Below are 17,972 nucleotides of genomic sequence, written 5' to 3' on the forward strand. Positions count from 1 at the left end.
GGTTATCTCTCATAACCTGACAGGCTAAATAGGATACGACGTAATGAAAACATTACCCTGCTGGTTTATGCGTGGCGGAACCTCAAAAGGCCCCTTTTTCCTTGCCACCGATCTACCAAAAGAGATCGCCGAACGCGATCGCATAATTCTTTCCGTCATGGGATCGCCCGATGAGCGTCAGATCGATGGTCTGGGTGGCGCAACAACGTTAACTAGTAAGGTCGGGATCCTCTCATTGGCTGACGACGCTCTGGCCGACATCAATTTTCTCTTTGCCCAAGTCTCTCTCGACGACGCTATCGTCGATACCACCCCCAACTGCGGCAACATGCTGGCTGCGGCAGGCCCGGCAGCGATCGAGGCGGGATTGATCGTGGCACAGGGTGATCAGACGGTGATCCGCATCCGCACGTTAAATACCAATATGATTGCGGAAGTGACGCTGCAAACCCCCGGCGGCAAACCGGCCTATACCGGCGATGCCCACATTGATGGCGTACCCGGAACCTCGGCACCCGTTCTGCTGAATTTTCTCGATACGGCAGGCTCGGTATGTGGCTCTTTATTGCCGACCGGCCAGCTTTGCGACGTCATTGATGGTATTCGGGTGACCTGCATCGATAACGGTATGCCGGTGATTATTGTGGCCGCAGAGGATATGGGGATCTCGGGTTACGAAACGAAAGAGCAGTTGAATGCTGATACAGAGCTGGCTGCCCACATCGAACGTCTTCGGCTACAAGCTGGAGCAATGATGGGTATTAAGGATCTCGCCAATAAGTCCGTGCCAAAAATCAGCATGGTTGCCCGGCCACAGAAAGGGGGAACCCTCTGCACCCGTACCTTTATTCCCCGCACCTGCCACGCTGCAATCGGTGTTTTGGGTGCCGTTACCGTTGCGACCGCCGCAGTTCTTCCCGGTAGTGTTGCACATGATTTGGCCGACTTACCCGGTGGTAACGAGCAATACCTTTCTATTGAGCACCCCTCCGGTGAACTCAGCGTATTCCTCAAACTCAGTGCTACGGGTGACGTTGAACAGGCCGCATTGATGCGTACTGCTCGGCTCATCATGCGTGGTGAAGCCCTTATTCCCTAAAGCCTAAATAACCCTGTTCTCTACTTTGTTTCTACCAGGAGTCACTATGAACACCAAAAATAAAACCGCATTAGTCGTCAGTGCCCACTCCGCTGACTTCGTCTGGCGCGCTGGCGGTGCGATTGCACTTTATGCCTCCCGCGGCTGGGATATTACTATCGTCTGCCTTTCCTTTGGCGAACGCGGCGAGTCGGCCAAACTATGGCGTCAGCCGGGTATGGAGATGGCGACGGTGAAGCAGGAGCGCAGAAAAGAGGCGCAGCAAGCCGCTGAAATTCTTGGGGCGAAAAATATTCTGTTCATGGACGCCGGGGACTACCCGTTGCGTATCAGCGATAATGTGCTGTTCAATCTGGCTGATCTTTATCGAGACATTAACCCTGAATTTGTGCTGACCCACTCCCTGAAAGACCCTTATAACTTCGACCATCCGCTCGCGACTCACGTAGCACAGGAAGCAAGGATCATTGCGCAGGCGCACGGTCACTGCCCGGAAAAGAAAATTATTGGTGCACCACCGGTATTTCTTTTTGAACCCCACCAGCCAGAGCAGTGCGAATGGAAACCCGAAGTGCTACTGGATATCTCTGAGGTCTGGGAGAAGAAGTGTAAAGCCTTTGAATCCATGGCAGCACAGGAACATCTCTGGGAATACTATACCCGAGTGGCGTTACAGCGCGGTGTGCAAGCATCGCGTAACTCAAACCTGAAAATAAAATATGCCGAAGGTTATCAGCGTATTTTCCCACAGGTTAGCGGCGAGCTGGCTTAATCATCAACGTCAATCAAGGAATCAATTATGAAGACATGTAAAACCCCGGATCCGCATCCGGTCAAACCGAGAATGACGCTGCCAGCCGGAACCTGCGACGCCCACTGCCACGTATTTGGCCCTGGTTCGCGCTTCCCTTACGGTGCGAATCGCAAATACACTCCCGATGACGCCCCCTTTGAGCAACTGCTGGCGCTGCACGACTGGTTGGGTATCGCGCGCGCGGTGATTGTTCAGGCCAGTTGCCACGGTACAGACAATAGCGCAATGCTGGACGCCATCGCCCGCAGCAACGGTCGCTATATGGGCGTTGGGATGGTGGACGGCAGCGAAAGTGATGCTGAGCTCGAACGCCTACATGCGGGCGGTGTGCGCGGAGTTCGCTTTAATTTCGTTAAGCATCTCGGGGGGGCTCCCGATTTACCGACCTTCTTCTCTATCCTAGAACGCGTGAAAGCGCTGAGCTGGCACGTGGTGCTGCACCTTGATGCGCAGGATATCCTGACCTATGAAGAGATCATCGGCAAAATCGATCTCCCGTTTATTATCGACCACATGGGACGGGCAAAAACCGCGCAGGGTCTCGAGCAACAACCCTTCCAGCAGCTCTTGCAGTTGATGCGTGACAATCCGTTAGCGTGGGTGAAAGTCAGCGGCTCCGAGCGTATTTCAGCGGGAATCCGCCCTTTCAATGATGCCATTCCTTTTGCTCAGGCGCTTATCGAGACCGCACCCGACCGTGTTCTGTGGGGAACCGACTGGCCGCACCCGAATATCAGCAACGACATGCCCAACGATGGCGAACTGGTCAATCTGATGCTCGATTTTTGTCCAGATGAAAGCTTGCGCAATAAGCTGTTGGTCGAGAATCCAGCCCGCCTGTATGGCTTTCCTGCTCTGACGACCTGACCGATAATTGAAAGCTCAGCATTGATAGACACAAAGGGCGATGTGCAGTTCACCAGGGTTTTATAACTTCCTGTACAGAGCTTGGTTATTACTATGGGATGATAAAAATGAAAAGAAAACCATTTTATAAAGAGCTCTATTTTCAGGTGATTATTGGGATTGTGGTCGGGGTTTCTCTCGGCTACTTTTTTCCTGACCTCGCCGTAAAAATGAAACCACTCGGTGACGGCTTCATCAAACTGATTGCGATGATCATCGGCCCCATTATTTTTTGTACGGTAGTCTCGGGAATTGCTGGTATGCGCGACATGAAAGAACTTGGTCGCGTGGGCGGTAAGGCCCTAATCTACTTTAGCGTGATGTCAATAGTGGCGCTGATTATTGGCCTGTTCGGCGGCCATATTATTCAGCCGGGCCTTGGGTTTAACATCGATCCCGCCACACTGGATACCTCCGCGCTGAACAAATATACCGAAAGTGCCAAGGACGTAAATCTGGTCGATTTTGCGATGAATATTATTCCTACAACTTTCGTCAGTGCTTTCTCGTCAGGTAATGTGCTGGCGATCCTGCTAGTTTCCATTCTGTTCGGTTATTCGCTTTCCGCTATCGGTGATAAAGGCAAACCGGTCTTTAATTTTGTTGATAGCGCATCTAAAGTATTTTTCCATAATGTTCACCTGATTTCGAAACTCTCCTCCATCGGGGCATTCGGGGCTATTGCTTATACGATCGGCGCCTACGGAATGGCATCATTGATTCCGCTGATCAAGATGGTGCTGGGGTTTTATCTGTTATTGATTGTTTTCGTGCTGCTCGTTTATGGGGCGATTGCCAGCTTCTGCCGCTTCAGTCTGTTTGCCTATCTGAAATTCATCAAGGAAGAGTTGCTGATTATCCTCGGCACCGGATCCTCGTCGGTCGTGCTACCCCACCTGATGGAAAAGCTGGAGCGGATGGGTTGCCCGAAATCCGTTGTGGCGCTGGTAGTGCCTTCCGGTTACTCCTTTAACCTTAACGGTACCAATCTGTACATGACGATGGCGATTCTGTTTATCGCTCAGGCCACCAATACGGAGCTGTCGCTCACCAGCCAGATCATTTTGGTGCTGGTTGCCATGCTCACCTCCAAAGGCGCGGCAGGCGTGACCGGTGCAGCTTTCGTGATGCTCACCAGTACCCTGATCGTCCTGCCCGTTGTACCTGTCGCAGGGATGGTATTAATCCTCGGGATCCACCGTTTTGTCGGCACCGGACTGGCGATTGTCAACCTGATTGGTAACGGCATTGCCGCTATTGTTATCTCCGCGTGGGACGGCGTTCTGGACAGAAAAATGATGCAGCAGACCTTCAAGCCTGAACAGAATGACACGGATGAATATCACTCTCAGGACATCGATCAAAAAATAAGGAAAATATCATGAGCGTTGGATTCCGAGTATTTACTCAGCGTACTCTGCCTGCCCCAGAGCTGGTGGCGGCCTTCAGAACTATTCCTGCGGCAAATATCGCGGACTGTATGGGGCGACTGAGTGCTATGAACAGTCAGATTCGTCTGCTCTCAGCAGCGCTAACGGACAACATGGTCGGCGTAGCCTTGACCGTAAAAGCACGTGCCGGTGATAACCTGATGGTGCACAAAGCACTGAACATGCTGACGCCTGGCGATGTTCTGGTGGTTTCCAACGACGGCGGCAACAGCCAAGCGCTAATGGGGGAAATCATGTTGACATACACCCAGTTGCAACAGGCTGCTGGCGTAGTTTTGGATGGCCCGGTGCGCGATCTCTACAACATTCAGCAGATGACCCTGCCCGTGTATGGCACTGGCAGTACACCCGCTGGCCCTTATAAAGACGGGCCAGGTGAGGTGAACGTCCCTATCGCCTGCGGTGGCGTACAGATCTATCCTGGGGATATTATTGTGGGTGACGGTGACGGCGTTATCGTTATTCCCCAGCACGATGCAGAGCGATTATTGGCAGAAGCGCAAAAATATCAGCTACACGACAGTGGAAAATTGGCCGCCACGCAGGCCGGTATAGCCGATCGCAGTTGGGTCGATCGGGATATGACCAATAAGAAATGTGAAATTATTGAGTGTGTTTACCGCTAGAGCGAAAGTGTTTCCCTTAGTCTCTATTAGCCATTATTTATGACCAAGGTATCTGACATGACTATGTCAGATACCTTTTGACGACTAATTTGTTTTTTTTACTGAAATAAACCCCAGTATTTAATTCAGAATACCGACCAGGATTATATAAAAATGAAATTAAAATCACTTACTACTGGTAGTAGTCTCTATTATCAGTTTTAGTTCTGTTGCAACAACAATTGATTATCGACATGAGATAAAAGACACACGTAAATCTGATCATAAAGATCGTTTACTGATTTCCAATCGTTTTGCCAATGGTTTTGGTCTGTCTTTAGAAGGAAAGTGGGGGCAGCACAGTTCTGATACTACGCCAAACAAGCCTTTCAACGAGCAAGTCAGCAATGGCACTGAAGTGAGGGTGCCAAGCGCTCTTCCAGTACCCGTTGCCGTTCCTGTTGATGAATACTTTGTTGAATAGGAGACAATTCCGCACCATGACTGGCGAACGGAATAGTCAATGCTGGTGATAATACGCCAACAATTAATGTAAAATAACAGGAATGCGACACAATAAAGGCCCTTACCCAATATGTTGGGGTAGATAAGTATAAGATAATTTGTGCGCATCATGCTTATAAAAGCGTTATTTTCAATGTTTTTTTGTCGATAAAATAAGCTGGTGATACTTATCCATTACAATTATGTGAAATATCCTACATAAGATGGATAGGTGGAATTTTCTTATTATTAAATTAAATGTGAAATAACATTATCTGAATTTTTTTCATAATTTATAAAAAGTTATCTCATTATTTTTTATATTATATGTGCAATCTGTAATTATTTAATTACCTTTAGATACAGAATGAGTAAGTAAAAATCATCATGTGTCTTCATGGTAAAAAACAGAGGACAGTAATATCATGAATAGCTTAAAACCAATGAAATGGTGAAAACATTGCTGCCGACTTGAGGAGTGAAATATGTATTTGAATAAGATTGATTTATGTCCGACTGGGCCTATGCAAGCAAGGTTGGCTGGTGGGGTGCTTTCGGCTTTCATTTTGCTGCTTTCTGGGCTGATGCTCTACTCAGTTAATTTGCACGCAGCACAATCCCTTTCCCAGAATGATTTACAGGCTAAATCTGGCGATATTATTCAAATCAAACTCAGCGAGTTGCATCCGACCCAAATCGCGGTAGGTAAACTCCAGATTGCGGGCGATCTAGCTGATTATGCTCACGATTCTAAGCGTCTATTCAATGAGTTATGTAAAGTTCAAGGGGCCGGAAAACTGGCTGAAATGAATGCGTCATCAACACCAAAAGATCCCTCTTCATATAGGTGTAAACTGGCTATTGGCACTAAAAAAGCGGATATGAACACGGTTGATATCGGACCGGCGGGGAAGCTTTACCTGACTGATGGGCATCATGCGTTTAATAGTTTTTGGGATGTACCTGGTGGCGGTGGCGATGTGACCTTAAGTGTCCTGGTGGGGCAAAATGTTAGTCGTGACAGCAACGGAAAGGCGCTGACCCAAGCTCAGTTCGAACAAAAGATGACGGAACTCAAACACTTTCTTCCTATTGATGCTGAGGGAAAACCCATTACTTTTTCTCAATTGCCTAATACCCTAGGCATGAGCGGTTTTCAGGACGATCCGTATCGCTCAATGCTCTATTATTTACGCGGTATCTCTTACGATAAGTCAGATAAAAACCTTAATCCTGAAACGGGTAAGCCTTATCCGGCAGTCCCTTTCCTTGAGTTTTATTGGGGCCAGCTATTACAGAACAAAATGGATTTAAAACATTATAACCTGCATAAGCAGGATGATTATATCAAGGCGCTGAAAGACGCGGCAGTATTGATGGTCAATGTACCTAAGCAACAGCTAATAGGGCATTCAGGTCAAACGGCGGCAGCTTTAGGGCAGATGAGTAACATAGATGAAAAACGTTTAAATAAGTTGGCAAAACCAGATTCTAAATTGGCTAAGGCGCTTGAGTATCAAGCCAGCCATTAAGTTTGCCGAATCTAAACAGACCTGGCGGCGCTTTGATCCACGCCAGAACGTGGGGAAAGTTGTTATTAGCCGCTACCCACTTTGGTAGACTAAATTTTCGATTAAGATAATTCTTATAATTCAATTAATTGGCGTTAATTGGCGTTAACTGGCGAGTATTATTTTCGCATGATGCATATGAAAAGAAAGTCACCGTAAGGTGGCTTTTTAGTTCTTGCTCCGCAAAAATTCATTCTTGGCTAAAGGGGCAATATTAAGAAATAAACTTAATGCATTGGAAGAGAGATGAGCGGCTCCCCCTATGGCAAGTGACTCTTGCTCTGTGGGTGGAGCCGTGAATTATGTATAGATTTCCCCGATGAGGCCCTGGTGAGGCGTTATCAGCATTTGCAGACAGAACAAGAAAGAAAGATTGCCATTACAATACATATTGGTGTTTTTTAGCTCTGTCGCAGTAAATATAAACACTTAAGGGGGCGGTGGGAACGGGTGAAAACCACTCTTGTAACACTTTAAGGAAAATGATATTACAGACAGCTGTGATCGATTAATCTGATGGCAATTTTAACTCTTGAGATAGGAAGGTATGTTCCGAAAATGAATATCAACGTTACCGATAAACCAAACCCAGAAGATGAAGAGTATGTTATTGATGGTCTTTGGGCGCACAATGATAAAACACAACCGGTAGATATCCATCCGCTATTCTTAACTGTGACGGATGATAATGGCAAAATCGTGGCGGGATTGGTTGCCAGAACCTGGTGGGGTGGGCTTGAAATTCAATACCTTTGGGTCAGTGACGAATATCGTAAAAGCGGTTATGGCCGCCAGCTAATGGAAAAATCTGAAGAAGAGGCTTTAAAGCGCGGTTGTCACATGGCTTATGTCGATACTTTCGATTTTCAAGCCAAAGGTTTTTATGAAAAATTAGGCTATCGCGCATATGGCAATTTAGACGGGTATGCTAAAAAGCATACGCGGCACTATCTGGCAAAAGAAATTTAACCCATTCTTCATCGGTGAGGTTGCCATGGATTTGCCCGATAAAAATAATGAAATTTATTTCAAGGGCCTTATTGCCATGATGGAAAACTTAAGTGAACCATGGGGCATTAAAGATCTGCACTCCCGCCATATTTATATGAATAAGGCCGCTTACCTCTACACCAATACACCTTTGGATTTTGAGGTTGAGGGGAAGATGGACCATGATTTCCCAGGGGATTGGACTGAGTTTTCTCTCGATCTGATAGAGCACGACAAACAAACAGAGGAAACTCAGGATCGGGTTACTGTCATAGAAACCCATTATTGGTATGGGAAAAATACTCTGACTCCGTATATCAGCGAGAAACTGCCCGTCTATAACGATAGAAAAGAAGTTATTGGCGTAATGTGGAATGCTAAGCCACTTAATACCTTATCCCCACTAAAATATATTAATCAACAAAAGCCCAGTATTCTGACAACTGAAATTAATAACAGTATTTTCACTCGAGCTGAACTTGATGTTATATTTTTAATGCTGCAAAGATTTTCTGTTAAAGAAATTGCAAAGATATATAACATCAGCACTAAAACGATAGAAAACAGAATATATACAATTTATCAGAAGGCTGATGTCCACACGCTGCAACAGTTTGAGGAGTTTTGCAAACTGGCGCATTTGGATAATTACATTCCCGATCGCCTGGTGGCAAAAGGAATCCAATTTATCTGAACAACAAGCTATCTGGACAATAATCTATCTGAACAACAAGCTATCTGGACAATAATCTATCTGGACAACAAGGTACACCTCATCGTGATCAAAATTGAAGATTATCCATTAAGTCGGGTACCGCAAGATAAAAGAGTTTCATTTCTAAGTGTCGCTATTGTTCATATGGGTATGCTGACCGCGCTAGATCAATTTATGCTCGGCGCTGTACTCGGTAATTCTATGACGCTAATTGATGCATTTACCGCAATTCTTATCGGCAGCATTATATTTGGTGTCGTGACTTACGGCCTGGGGCTGGCGGGGATGCGCGAAGGGATTTCCGGTAGTTTACTGGCCCGTTGGTGTGGGTTTGGTCGCCTGGGATCGGTACTGATTGGGATTGTCGTGGCAGTCAGTTTGCTGGGTTGGTTTGGTATTCAAAACGCTATTTTTGCCAAATCACTCGATTTCGCCCTCGGTAATAAACTGGGATTCGGATTAGCGGCTGCATTATCGGGGAGCTTATTGACCATCCTGGTTGCCTTTGGTTTTAAAGCATTACGCATTGCAGCGCGAATTGCGGTGCCGATGTTTATTTTACTGGTGGCTTATATCTCCATCAGCACATTATCTGGCCATAATTTAAATGAAATTATTCAATTAATCCCGCCGGGCGAATCTTTGTCTATTAGCGCGGGGATTACTATCGTGGTTGGGGGCGCTATTGTGGCAAGCTTGATGACGCCAGACCTGACGCGCTACTCCAAAAATGGTAAACATGTTCTGGGTGTGACGATTTTCACTATTGTTGCGGGCGAGTTTGTGGTCAATGGGTTGGCCATCATGATTGCGAAAACCTTGGGGACGGCAGATGTCGTGACAATCATGTCCCAAGCCGCAGGTGGCGTAGGTTTGCTGGTTGTGGTGTTCTCCACCTTAAGGGTTAATGACCTTAATTTATACTCTTCTTCACTCGGCATTGTTAATGCGGTCGAGGGGCTGACGGGAAAAAGGCTGAAATATATATCAACCACACTGGTCATTGGCGTGCTGGGCACCACATTGTCAGTGTTGGGGATACTCGACCGGTTTGTCGATTTCCTGACGGTGCTCGGCGTAGTATTCCCACCGATTATTGGCATCATGTTGGTGGATTATTATGTGCTGCGCTCCCATCGAAAAATTCTGGATAAAAGTCGAGAAGAAGGGAAATTACCTGATGAAAAACAAACGCCTGTCATTGGCTGGGTCGCGATTATAGCCAGCATAGTTGGCAGTGTTGTCGGGCTAGTGATCGAGTGGGGAATCCCAACTATCAACTCATTAGTTGCTGCCAGCTTTATCTACTGGGTGTTCAAAGTGGTCGTCAGTCGTAATCAAAAGCCGCTTGAATCAGAAGAAACAGTTTAATGTTGTAGTGAATAATATAAATTCTCCCCCGATGTGCGGGGGGAATTTATTGATAATCAATCGACGGTTTTGCTCAAGATTTAATAATCCCGCGTTCTTCTTTTTAGTGCTGCAATAATATCTGCCGGATGCCAGTCTTGTTTATCCATAATATTTATCTCTCCATGTGATGTGTTCGGGGGACACCCCATAGCCATTCCCTCCCACACCTGGCATAGTTAGCTCATTCAATAAGGCGGTTCACTCATTCTGGATGGCGATGTATGGCGGCGGCAAATCACTGGACCCGGGATCAACTGTTAGTGGCATTTACGCTGTATAGCCAAATTCCTTTTGGCAAATTACATTCTAAGAATCCCGATATTATTCATTACGCTGCATTAATTGGCCGAACACCCTCGGCATTGGCGATGAAATTAGTTAATTTCGCTAGTTTGGATCCCTTTATTATCGACTCGGGCCGAAAAGGGCTGAGTGGTGCATCTAATGCAGATCGTGCCTTATGGCTGGAACTAAATGAAAATGCTGAAGTTTTTGAGCAGCAATGTCAGCAGGCCATCGGCCAGTTAGAAAAACCAGTGACCAAACTCTTTGATAGCGGCATTAAAGATTTCAGTGGCAAAGAAAGAACCGCCATTATTAAAGCGCGGGTTGGCCAGCAGCTATTTCGTAAAAACGTATTGCAAGTTTATGAGAGCCGCTGCTGTATTACGCAGTTAGAAGAACCGGCATTATTAGTCGCCAGCCATATTCGCCCCTGGAGCCAGGGTGTAGAGCATCGGCTTAATCCCAGTAATGGCCTCTGCCTGTCGAGCTTGCATGACCGGGCTTTTGATCAGGGATTAATAACCTTTAATGAACATCTGGAAATGGTGTTATCTCCTCAGATCAAAAAACTCAAAAGCAGTATCAGTGAAGAGAATTTCGCTAAATATGAAGGGCGAAAACTGCGGTTACCGATTCAGTTCTTCCCCGATGAAGGGCAAATGGCCTATCACCGCCAGAATATTTTCTTAAGTGGTAGATAAATACCCAGTAAAAATATTCATCCTGAACCGGCGAAAAAATAAAAACATATTTATCTCCGATTAGCTGGCTATCTCAGTATAAAAAAACGCAGCCGTAAGCTGCGCTCTGTCATTCCTCATTTTGTTATTTCAACAAGAATGACTGACCTTGTTTCAGCACTAAATTGCAGGCCTTAGTTTTAATTTTTTCGGTGATTTGCTCACTACCCAGGTCATTTAAATTCAGTTGCTTTCCTTCACCGGTTTTCAGCAATCCACCGAGGCCTTCCTGATAGTCTTGGCTCTTGGCATTTTCAGTGCTGGTGATCCCCAGTTTACTCATCAATTGATCTTTAACCGCCGTAGTACCCTTGGCTGATAACACATTATTTTGCACGCAATACTGCAAAATACCGGCGGCATTGGTCATAGTGCTGGTGCTGAGAGCTTTATCGCCGCCATTGAGTAAACCGGTCAGTGATGACAGTGAAGATGAGCTGTCGCCTGATTTACTGTACTGATCTGCGGCACTTTTTACTGAGTCTAATAAGCTGTTGGCGTTAGCAGAACTGGCTAACAGAGTGCCGGAGAAAGCCAAAGTGAGCATGAGGCGATGAGTCATATTCATAGAAACTCCTGTTTACGGTGGGTATTACAGCACCGAGTGAGCAATACCGTCATTATTATCTTCGGCACTAAGAATAACTCAAAGCAAACATTTTATTGATAGGTGTTATCTGATAACGCGGATATTGCTGGCATTGATCTTCAACTTATTAGCTCGCCGATAATAAACCTCTACTAAGCGCAAATTGAGTATTTTATTGAGCAGAATGTTTTTATTGAGCAAGAAGTAAGAAACAAGAAATAGAAGAAAGGGCAGCGCGAGGGAGCCGCTGCCCGGATGGATTAAGGCATCAGGCAATTAAAGACAGTTTTCTTGCGCGGGCCGGTCATCAACCCCTCTAACTCTTCGACACATTTCAGATAATGGGCCGTTTTTTTATGAGCAGCGACGGCGTCTTCATCAACATAAGCTTCATAGATATAAAAGCGCGTTGGGATGGATTCATCCTGCAAGACATCAAAACGTAAATTTCCCGACTCTTGAATAGAACCCAAGTGATTAGCACGGAAAACCGCAATAAACTGCTCAACTTTGTCGTCTTTTACATTAATTTCGACGAGGGTGACATGCATACCTTCCTCCTTATTGCAAAAAATCCCCTTATCACCAAGGGTTTCCTTGTCATTACTGGCCAGTCAACGGCCAGCTAACTCAGCCTTTTTCATGTAAAAACAGCTTATAGGCCGTTTCTGCATTTTCATTTTTATGCACCACGGCGTGAACCGCTTTTAGCATGGCAATCGGGGCGTCGGATTGGAAGATATTGCGGCCCATATCCACCCCGGACGCGCCCTGATCAATCGCCTGATAGCACATTTCCAGCGCATCCCGTTCCGGTAATTTTTTGCCGCCCGCAATCACGATAGGCACCGGGCAACCGGCCGCAATACGTTCAAACCCGCTGTCGACATAATAAGTTTTAATCACCTGAGCGCCCATTTCGGCGGCGATACGGGTAGCCAGAGAGAAATAACGCTGGTCGCGCGCCATATCTTTACCCACCCCGGTCACAGCCATGGTCGGCATACCGTAGCGCATGCCCTGGTCAACTAACTGGATGATATTTTTAATCGATTGATGCTCGTGCTCAGTGCCAATGTAAACCTGTGCTGCCACGGCGCAGGAGTTGAGCCGTAGGGCATCTTCCATTGCCACCGCCACCGCTTCATTGGATAAATCCGTCAGAATTGAGTTTGCTCCAGAGGCGCGCAGTACAATCGGGCGATTGGCGGCGGCGGGCACGATGCTGCGCAAAATGCCACGAGTACACATTAAGACATCGGCATATTCAAATAGCGGGGCGATGTTGATATCAATTCGCTCCAGACCGGTGGTCGGCCCCTGAAAATAGCCGTGGTCAAACGCCAACATCACCGTGCGGTTGGTTTTGGGATTAAAAATCCGTGCCAGACGAGATTGCATCCCCCAATCCAGCGAACCGCAGCCTTTCAGTGTAAATGCAGGATTCTGCTGTGGTACGCCAATACCGAAATCCTTACCGTCTTTGATATCGTCTAAATCAGCCATCTGTCATTACTCCCTTAGGTCTGTTCAAGCCCGCCGATCGGGCGGGCCGCCGAGATTAGAAATCGTATTTGTCGATGTTCTCTTTGGTGAAAATGACCCGCTGTGGCAGTAATACAATGCCGTTACCTTTAGCTTCATGGTCATAGCCCTGAACACTGTTGGGCACCACCTCGACCACACCAATGTTCGGGATATCAATCTTATCGCCGACATTCAGGTCGCCTTTTTTCAGCATTTCATTGGCGACATACACCGAGATTTTGCCTTGGTTAACCACGTCCCATAGGCCGAATTCCTTGACCGTGCCGCGTTGAACATAAGGGCGCATCACATTCGGGGTGCTGAAGCCGACAATCGCCACATTGTCGCGTTTAAGGTTTTCTGCTGCTTGTGCCGCAGCGGGCAGGGCGTTGGCATCGGGAGCAATAATCGCGTCTAAGTCGCTGTAGGCTTTTAAAATACCCTCAGCGGTTTGCAGTGATTTAGTGGCGTCGTTATAGCCAAACTGGGTGGTGACAATTTCCCAGCCGGGGTGTTCTTGCTGGATTTTCTTTTTCGCCTCATTCACCCATTGGTTTTGGTCGGTGACTGTCGGGCTGGAATAGAAAAATGCGACTTTGGCTTTATCTTTTTTCACCTGATTGGCCGCCATATCAACCAGCATCGACCCCAGCTGATTGGGCGTTCCTTGGTTGATATACAGCGAGCGACATTCTGGTTTGGTATCAGAGTCCCAAGTCAGGATTTTGACCCCGCGCTGCATAGCGCGTTTTAATGCCGGACACAGGCCATCGGGTGAAACTGCAGAGACCACAATGGCGTTATAGCCTTGATTAACAAAGTTATTAATTAACTGGACCTGACCGGAGACACTCGGTTCGGTCGGGCCATCATAGGTGACATCTACCCCTAGCTCTTTACCGGCATCGACGGCACCTTTACCGCCGCTGGTAAAGAAACCCACCCCGACTAATTTCGGGATAAATGCGATGCGTTCCGCAGCTTGCGCGGCATTTATAGCGCTAAAAGTGATACCGGCAAATCCGAGGGCACAAATCAGCGCCAGCTTTTTTAATCTTGGTGTTTTCATGGCTATCTCCGATATGGGATCGAGGTGTTGGCAATTTCAATAAAAACAACAGGTTAATTAACAATATTTCTGCGACGTTGCAGCCATTCATAAATCAAATGCCGATGCAGGCTAATGGATCGCCCGACCACCACCAGAATCAGCAATGCGCCAGACAGCGCACTGGATATCTGGTTGGGCGTGCCAATCATTTGCAGGCCTTGTTGCAAGTAACCCACCAGTAATACCGCCAGTGCCGTGCCGAGGATGGAGCCGGATCCACCATAGATATTGGCCCCGCCCAACACCACGGCGGTGATAGCAGGCATCAGGAATGATGCCCCTAAATCAGATCGTGCCGAGCCGAAGTAAGAAACTAACAGCACCGCGGCAATGGCGGAGGCCACACCAGTCAAGGCATACAAGATGCACAAGGTGCGCGCGACGGGCAGGGCGCTGTATCGCGCCACCCGGCTGTTTTGCCCGATAAGAAAAATGTTACGGCCGCTGTGGGTGCGGTGCATCAGCAACCAGAACAGCAACACGCAGACCATAAAGATGACCAGCGGCACCGGCAGGCCGAATAAAGTTTGATTGGCGAAATCGGTAAAGGCGGTTGGGAAGCCGCCAATGCCTTCATAACCGGTCGCGCCGGAAATACCGGATAACAACAAGGCGCTGCCGCCGAACAGATACATGGTGCCGAGGGTGATGACCAGCGGGTTGACGCCGGTATACAGAATCAGCCCGGCATTAATCAAACCACAGAGTGCGCCCACCGCCAGTGTCAGTGGGATAGCGAGGCTCATGGGGATGCCCGCTTGAAACATCACCCCGAGAAATATTGAGCACAAGCCAATAGTGGAGCCAAATGAGATATCAATGCCGCCACTGACAATCACCATGGTGAGCGGCAGGGCGACGATGCCGATGCAGATAAAATCACTGGTACTGAACAGCAGCACATTGATGTCCCACATGCGCGAATTTGATAAACCAAACAGCCCAATTTCCAACACTAACAAGGCGGCCAGTGTCAGCTCCCATCCATAACGCCGGTAAATATTCATCGTGCCGCCTCCTTCTTAGTAAATGATTTACTACTCGGTGCTTTGTTATTGTTCGGTTTTACTTTCTTATCCGACCCCGCCGGACGGGCGGTAAAACGCGCATATTTTTGTTGGCGGATATTGCGCTCCACGGCGCAACGCAGGCGGCCATCGAATACCAGCACCGCCAACAACACCAAGCCGGCGATAAAGTCATTCCACCACGCCGGTAGGCGCAGCAGCACCAGCACGCTGTCGATTTGTGTCAGTAAATAAGCCCCGAGAATCGCACCAATGATGGTGCCGGTGCCGCCGAGCAAGCTGATGCCGCCGAGAACACAGGCGGCAATGGCTTTCATTTCCAAGCCGCTACCGGTTTGATTGGGGATAAAGCCAATTTGTGAGGCGAACACAATCCCCGCCAGAGCTGCCATCACGCCATTCATCGAGAAAGCAAAAATACGAATGCTATCCGTGCGGATCCCCAATTGGCGTGCGCCCTGCAAGTTATCGCCGGTCGCGTAGAAGCTGCGACCAAAGGCGGTTTTGCCCAGCAGCAAGGCCATGGCCACAATCAGCAACATAATCAGCCAGCCAATGGGCGAGATGGAAAACAGAATTGGCGTTGATAGACTTTTGAGGTCAGCGGGCAGCCCCTCAATCCATTTACCGCCGGTCAGTAACAGCATCAGGCCGCGATACAGCCCCAAGGTGCCCAGTGTGGCGACAATCGCCGGGATGCGCAGCCAAGTCACCAGAATGCCATTAAAGAAACCGGCTACCATGCCGACCAGCAGAGCAAACAAGCAAGATACCGCCAGCCCGAAACCGGCATTGAGCGCCATGCCGACCGTCACCGCACACAAGCCGGTGATTGAGCCGACGGAGACATCAATATTGCGGGTCAGCATCACCATAGTCGCGCCGATCGCCAGCAGGATCAGGATCTGCGCGCTACTGAAGATCATGGTGAAAGTTTGCAAATTGAAGTAATTACGATCAATCACACCGAGCAGGGCAAATAAGGCGAGGATCGCCAGCAGGGCGGTGCCTTCGCGATTGTTTTGAATGAATTTCAACATGATACGCCCTCATTTTCAGCAGACTGATGGGCGTCGGTCTGATGTTCACCGAAGGCCAGATGCATAATGGTGTCGACATTCATTGCATCGCCCTCCAGCGCGCCACTGATTTCCCCCTGATGCATGACCAACACGCGATCCGCCATTTGCACCACTTCTTCCAGATCCGATGAGATAAAAATGATCGCTACATGCTGCGAAGCAATGCTGCGGATCAATTGATAAATATCACTGCGGGCCGACACATCCACACCACGGGTCGGTTCATCAATAATCAGTAGCAGCGGGTTGGCTTCCAGACATTTAGCAATCAGCAGCTTTTGTTGATTACCACCGGATAGCGTCCGAACCGGCTGTTCGAGGTGACTAAATTTGATGTTTAGCGCGCGGCGATAGCGCTCCAAAATAGCGGCTTCCTGTGCCGGATGAGTCCATATCCCTTGGTTGCCCTGAGTGAGCGAACAGACATTCCAGCTCAGCGGGGCATCCAGATAGAGGCCGGAGGCCTGCCGGTCTTCTGGCAGATAAACCAGGCCGGTTGCCAGCCGATTGACGGTTTTCATGGCGGTGATGTCTAGCTCTTCCAACATAACGCGGCCACTGCTGGTGGGCCGTAAGCCATAGAGCGTTTCGGCCAGCTCGGTTCTGCCCGCGCCGACTACCCCCGCCAGCCCGAGAATTTCACCGGCGCGCACCTCAAAAGAAATATGGGCAAAACCCTCGCCGCTCAGGTCGCTCACTTGTATCACCGGCTGATTGGATTGCGCCCGTGCTTGCGAGCGGCGGTTACCGGGCAGCTCGAGCCATAACTTCTGGGTATCGGTTAATTCACTGTTTTTAGCTTGCGGAGTCATCGCCTGAATAATCGCCTCGGTGGAGAAATCAGCGGTCGCGCCACTCAGGGCCATCCCGCCATCGCGCATCACACTGACCCAATCTGCTAATTGGCGAATTTCCGGCAGTTTGTGGGAGATAAACACCACCCCGACCCCTTGCTGCAATAACATTTTGATTTGGCTAAATAAACGGTGAGTTTCCGCGGGTGTTAGCGAGGCGGTGGGTTCATCAAGAATCAAAATACGCGAGTCGCGCATCAGGCCGCGCATGATCTCGACTAACTGCTGATCAGCCACATCCAGCGAACCGGCACTGACCGACAAATCTAAATGGCAGCCCAAACTGTGCAGCAACTGCGTCATTTTCTTTTTATCAGCTTGATGCTTCGGCAAGCGGAACAGAATATTTTCCTGCACCGACAAATTAGCGAACAGCATGGGTTCCTGTGGCACCAGATAAATACCGAGCTGGTGGGCCTTGGCTGGAGTGAGGTTGGAACAAAGTTGCCCATCTATCTCAATAGTGCCGCTGTCGGGGGGCAGCACCCCGGCGATGATCTTCATCAGTGTCGATTTCCCCGCACCATTCCCCCCGAGTAGGGCATGAACCTGACCCGGTAGCAGAGTAAAATCGATACTTTTCAATACCACGACGCCGGAAAACTGCTTGCTGATACCACGAACCTGAAGCAGGGGTGGCGGATTAGTCTGTGGCATCAGTAGCTCCTGCAATGTGAACAAAAATAAA

The 17,972-nt window shown here is 48.4% G+C and carries 18 protein-coding genes and 1 pseudogene; 11 read left to right on the plus strand and 8 right to left on the minus strand.

Annotated features, from left to right (window positions below):
• Positions 1 to 43: 43 nt before the first annotated feature.
• The 6 genes and pseudogenes from OP863_RS02800 to OP863_RS02825 form a co-directional block, all read left to right on the plus strand.
• A complete protein-coding gene (locus OP863_RS02800; protein ID WP_145591789.1) occupies positions 44 to 1,099 on the plus strand; it encodes a 4-oxalomesaconate tautomerase in 1,056 nt (351 codons plus the stop codon).
• A 46-nt stretch (positions 1,100 to 1,145) separates the two neighbouring features.
• On the plus strand, positions 1,146 to 1,871 hold the full coding sequence (locus OP863_RS02805; protein ID WP_145591790.1) for a PIG-L deacetylase family protein: 726 nt from the start codon (positions 1,146 to 1,148) through the stop codon (positions 1,869 to 1,871).
• 27 nt (positions 1,872 to 1,898) lie between these two features.
• A complete protein-coding gene (locus OP863_RS02810; protein WP_145591791.1) occupies positions 1,899 to 2,780 on the plus strand; it encodes an amidohydrolase family protein in 882 nt (293 codons plus the stop codon).
• Between the two features lie 107 nt (positions 2,781 to 2,887).
• Positions 2,888 to 4,204 carry a C4-dicarboxylate transporter DctA gene (gene dctA / locus OP863_RS02815; protein ID WP_145591792.1) on the plus strand — a complete coding sequence of 439 codons (1,317 nt, stop codon included), beginning with the start codon at positions 2,888 to 2,890 and terminating at the stop codon, positions 4,202 to 4,204.
• A complete protein-coding gene (locus OP863_RS02820; RefSeq protein WP_145588208.1) occupies positions 4,201 to 4,896 on the plus strand; it encodes an RraA family protein in 696 nt (231 codons plus the stop codon). The genes dctA and OP863_RS02820 overlap by 4 nt, the downstream gene beginning before the upstream one ends.
• A gap of 153 nt (positions 4,897 to 5,049) precedes the next feature.
• Positions 5,050 to 5,296 (plus strand): annotated as a pseudogene (locus OP863_RS02825) (oligogalacturonate-specific porin KdgM family protein); the annotation flags it as partial.
• Here the strand turns inward: OP863_RS02825 and OP863_RS02830 are convergent.
• Positions 5,277 to 5,450: a hypothetical protein gene (locus tag OP863_RS02830; RefSeq protein ID WP_265526305.1), complete on the minus strand. Its 174-nt coding sequence runs from the start codon at positions 5,448 to 5,450 to the stop codon at positions 5,277 to 5,279. The pseudogene OP863_RS02825 and the gene OP863_RS02830 overlap by 20 nt on opposite strands.
• Positions 5,451 to 5,864: 414 nt before the next feature.
• On the opposite strand from OP863_RS02830, the gene OP863_RS02835 reads away from it, so the two are divergent.
• The 5 genes from OP863_RS02835 to OP863_RS02855 all read left to right on the plus strand — a co-directional run bounded on the left by OP863_RS02835 (position 5,865) and on the right by OP863_RS02855 (position 11,054).
• Entirely contained in the window at positions 5,865 to 6,911 is a 1,047-nt protein-coding gene (locus tag OP863_RS02835) for a ParB/Srx family N-terminal domain-containing protein (RefSeq protein ID WP_265525867.1), read from the plus strand.
• A gap of 597 nt (positions 6,912 to 7,508) precedes the next feature.
• Positions 7,509 to 7,919: a GNAT family N-acetyltransferase gene (locus OP863_RS02840; protein WP_038636601.1), complete on the plus strand. Its 411-nt coding sequence runs from the start codon at positions 7,509 to 7,511 to the stop codon at positions 7,917 to 7,919.
• 25 nt (positions 7,920 to 7,944) lie between these two features.
• Complete coding sequence (locus OP863_RS02845; protein ID WP_050291621.1) at positions 7,945 to 8,634, plus strand: helix-turn-helix transcriptional regulator; 690 nt, start codon at positions 7,945 to 7,947, stop codon at positions 8,632 to 8,634.
• A gap of 84 nt (positions 8,635 to 8,718) precedes the next feature.
• Entirely contained in the window at positions 8,719 to 10,026 is a 1,308-nt protein-coding gene (locus OP863_RS02850; RefSeq protein ID WP_265525868.1) for a cytosine permease, read from the plus strand.
• Positions 10,027 to 10,289: 263 nt separating this feature from the next.
• Positions 10,290 to 11,054, plus strand: coding sequence for an HNH endonuclease (locus OP863_RS02855; protein WP_265525869.1), 765 nt, complete (start codon positions 10,290 to 10,292; stop codon positions 11,052 to 11,054).
• 124 nt (positions 11,055 to 11,178) lie between these two features.
• On the opposite strand, the gene OP863_RS02860 is transcribed toward OP863_RS02855, so the two are convergent.
• The 7 genes from OP863_RS02860 to lsrA form a co-directional block, all read right to left on the minus strand.
• Positions 11,179 to 11,661: a DUF2501 domain-containing protein gene (locus tag OP863_RS02860; RefSeq protein ID WP_265525870.1), complete on the minus strand. Its 483-nt coding sequence runs from the start codon at positions 11,659 to 11,661 to the stop codon at positions 11,179 to 11,181.
• 281 nt (positions 11,662 to 11,942) lie between these two features.
• Positions 11,943 to 12,233 carry a (4S)-4-hydroxy-5-phosphonooxypentane-2,3-dione isomerase gene (lsrG, locus tag OP863_RS02865; protein ID WP_145589145.1) on the minus strand — a complete coding sequence of 97 codons (291 nt, stop codon included), beginning with the start codon at positions 12,231 to 12,233 and terminating at the stop codon, positions 11,943 to 11,945.
• A 79-nt stretch (positions 12,234 to 12,312) separates the two neighbouring features.
• Positions 12,313 to 13,188: a 3-hydroxy-5-phosphonooxypentane-2,4-dione thiolase gene (lsrF, locus tag OP863_RS02870; RefSeq protein ID WP_038636585.1), complete on the minus strand. Its 876-nt coding sequence runs from the start codon at positions 13,186 to 13,188 to the stop codon at positions 12,313 to 12,315.
• A gap of 55 nt (positions 13,189 to 13,243) precedes the next feature.
• Positions 13,244 to 14,278: an autoinducer 2 ABC transporter substrate-binding protein LsrB gene (gene lsrB, locus OP863_RS02875; RefSeq protein WP_050094953.1), complete on the minus strand. Its 1,035-nt coding sequence runs from the start codon at positions 14,276 to 14,278 to the stop codon at positions 13,244 to 13,246.
• A gap of 53 nt (positions 14,279 to 14,331) precedes the next feature.
• On the minus strand, positions 14,332 to 15,327 hold the full coding sequence (gene lsrD / locus OP863_RS02880; RefSeq protein ID WP_145589146.1) for an autoinducer 2 ABC transporter permease LsrD: 996 nt from the start codon (positions 15,325 to 15,327) through the stop codon (positions 14,332 to 14,334).
• Positions 15,324 to 16,388 (minus strand): autoinducer 2 ABC transporter permease LsrC, encoded by a 1,065-nt coding sequence (lsrC, locus tag OP863_RS02885; RefSeq protein WP_265525871.1) that lies wholly within the window; start codon positions 16,386 to 16,388, stop codon positions 15,324 to 15,326. The genes lsrD and lsrC overlap by 4 nt, the downstream gene beginning before the upstream one ends.
• Positions 16,382 to 17,941: an autoinducer 2 ABC transporter ATP-binding protein LsrA gene (lsrA, locus tag OP863_RS02890; RefSeq protein ID WP_265525872.1), complete on the minus strand. Its 1,560-nt coding sequence runs from the start codon at positions 17,939 to 17,941 to the stop codon at positions 16,382 to 16,384. The genes lsrC and lsrA overlap by 7 nt, the downstream gene beginning before the upstream one ends.
• Positions 17,942 to 17,972 lie beyond the last annotated feature (31 nt).

This window comes from Yersinia sp. SCPM-O-B-9106 (C-191) (assembly GCF_026183365.1).
Lineage (GTDB): Bacteria > Pseudomonadota > Gammaproteobacteria > Enterobacterales > Enterobacteriaceae > Yersinia > Yersinia rochesterensis.

Bases quoted from the DNA above. Each gene is read 5' to 3' on its own strand.
- OP863_RS02810 (WP_145591791.1), top strand. From the start codon at position 1,899: ATGAAGACATGTAAAACCCCGGATCCGCATCCGGTCAAACCGAGAATG.
- lsrB (WP_050094953.1), bottom strand. From the start codon at position 14,278: ATGAAAACACCAAGATTAAAAAAGCTGGCGCTGATTTGTGCCCTCGGA.
- lsrD (WP_145589146.1), bottom strand. From the start codon at position 15,327: ATGAATATTTACCGGCGTTATGGATGGGAGCTGACACTGGCCGCCTTG.
- OP863_RS02820 (WP_145588208.1), top strand. From the start codon at position 4,201: ATGAGCGTTGGATTCCGAGTATTTACTCAGCGTACTCTGCCTGCCCCA.
- dctA (WP_145591792.1), top strand. From the start codon at position 2,888: ATGAAAAGAAAACCATTTTATAAAGAGCTCTATTTTCAGGTGATTATT.
- lsrF (WP_038636585.1), bottom strand. From the start codon at position 13,188: ATGGCTGATTTAGACGATATCAAAGACGGTAAGGATTTCGGTATTGGC.
- OP863_RS02840 (WP_038636601.1), top strand. From the start codon at position 7,509: ATGAATATCAACGTTACCGATAAACCAAACCCAGAAGATGAAGAGTAT.
- OP863_RS02800 (WP_145591789.1), top strand. From the start codon at position 44: ATGAAAACATTACCCTGCTGGTTTATGCGTGGCGGAACCTCAAAAGGC.
- OP863_RS02805 (WP_145591790.1), top strand. From the start codon at position 1,146: ATGAACACCAAAAATAAAACCGCATTAGTCGTCAGTGCCCACTCCGCT.
- OP863_RS02845 (WP_050291621.1), top strand. From the start codon at position 7,945: ATGGATTTGCCCGATAAAAATAATGAAATTTATTTCAAGGGCCTTATT.
- lsrC (WP_265525871.1), bottom strand. From the start codon at position 16,388: ATGTTGAAATTCATTCAAAACAATCGCGAAGGCACCGCCCTGCTGGCG.
- lsrA (WP_265525872.1), bottom strand. From the start codon at position 17,941: ATGCCACAGACTAATCCGCCACCCCTGCTTCAGGTTCGTGGTATCAGC.
- OP863_RS02855 (WP_265525869.1), top strand. From the start codon at position 10,290: ATGGCGGCGGCAAATCACTGGACCCGGGATCAACTGTTAGTGGCATTT.
- lsrG (WP_145589145.1), bottom strand. From the start codon at position 12,233: ATGCATGTCACCCTCGTCGAAATTAATGTAAAAGACGACAAAGTTGAG.
- OP863_RS02860 (WP_265525870.1), bottom strand. From the start codon at position 11,661: ATGAATATGACTCATCGCCTCATGCTCACTTTGGCTTTCTCCGGCACT.
- OP863_RS02835 (WP_265525867.1), top strand. From the start codon at position 5,865: ATGTATTTGAATAAGATTGATTTATGTCCGACTGGGCCTATGCAAGCA.